1 pseudogene is annotated in these 368 nt (G+C 75.0%); it reads right to left on the bottom strand.

From position 1 onward, the window contains the following. A pseudogene (locus JGS39_RS40350) lies at window positions 1-235 on the bottom strand (hypothetical protein); the annotation flags it as partial. Between the last annotated feature and the right edge of the window lie 133 nt (window positions 236-368).

The following is a 368-nucleotide window of genomic DNA, read 5'->3' as shown; positions in this document are numbered from 1 at the left end:
GACGCGCACCCGCGGTCCGCAGTTCGAGGTTCTTCGCGACCTCGCCACGCAGCCCCTCGCTGAGCCCCAGCACCACGCGGGCCTTCTCCTCGTCCGCCGCGCACAGCTCCACCAGCCCGTCCAGCACGGCGGCCCGCGCCCCGGCCAGACCCGGCAGCGAGAGCGACTCGGGCTTCAGAGGTGCTCCGCGCCCCGCGGCGGCCTTTCCTTCGGAGGGCGGCAACAGCACGAGCACGGCGGTTCTCCTTCGTACGTACGGAAAATGGGGCCCCGGCCCGCTCACACAACCTGGTGGCGACCCCTCCACGCCAGCGTACGGGGAACCGGCGGCCGGCCCTCCGCCACCCGGGATGCCGCCCGGCCCGCCC

This window comes from Streptomyces poriferorum (genome assembly GCF_019399235.1).
Classification (GTDB): Bacteria; Actinomycetota; Actinomycetes; order Streptomycetales; family Streptomycetaceae; genus Streptomyces; species Streptomyces poriferorum.
This window is presented reverse-complemented; position numbering and strand designations above follow the sequence as displayed.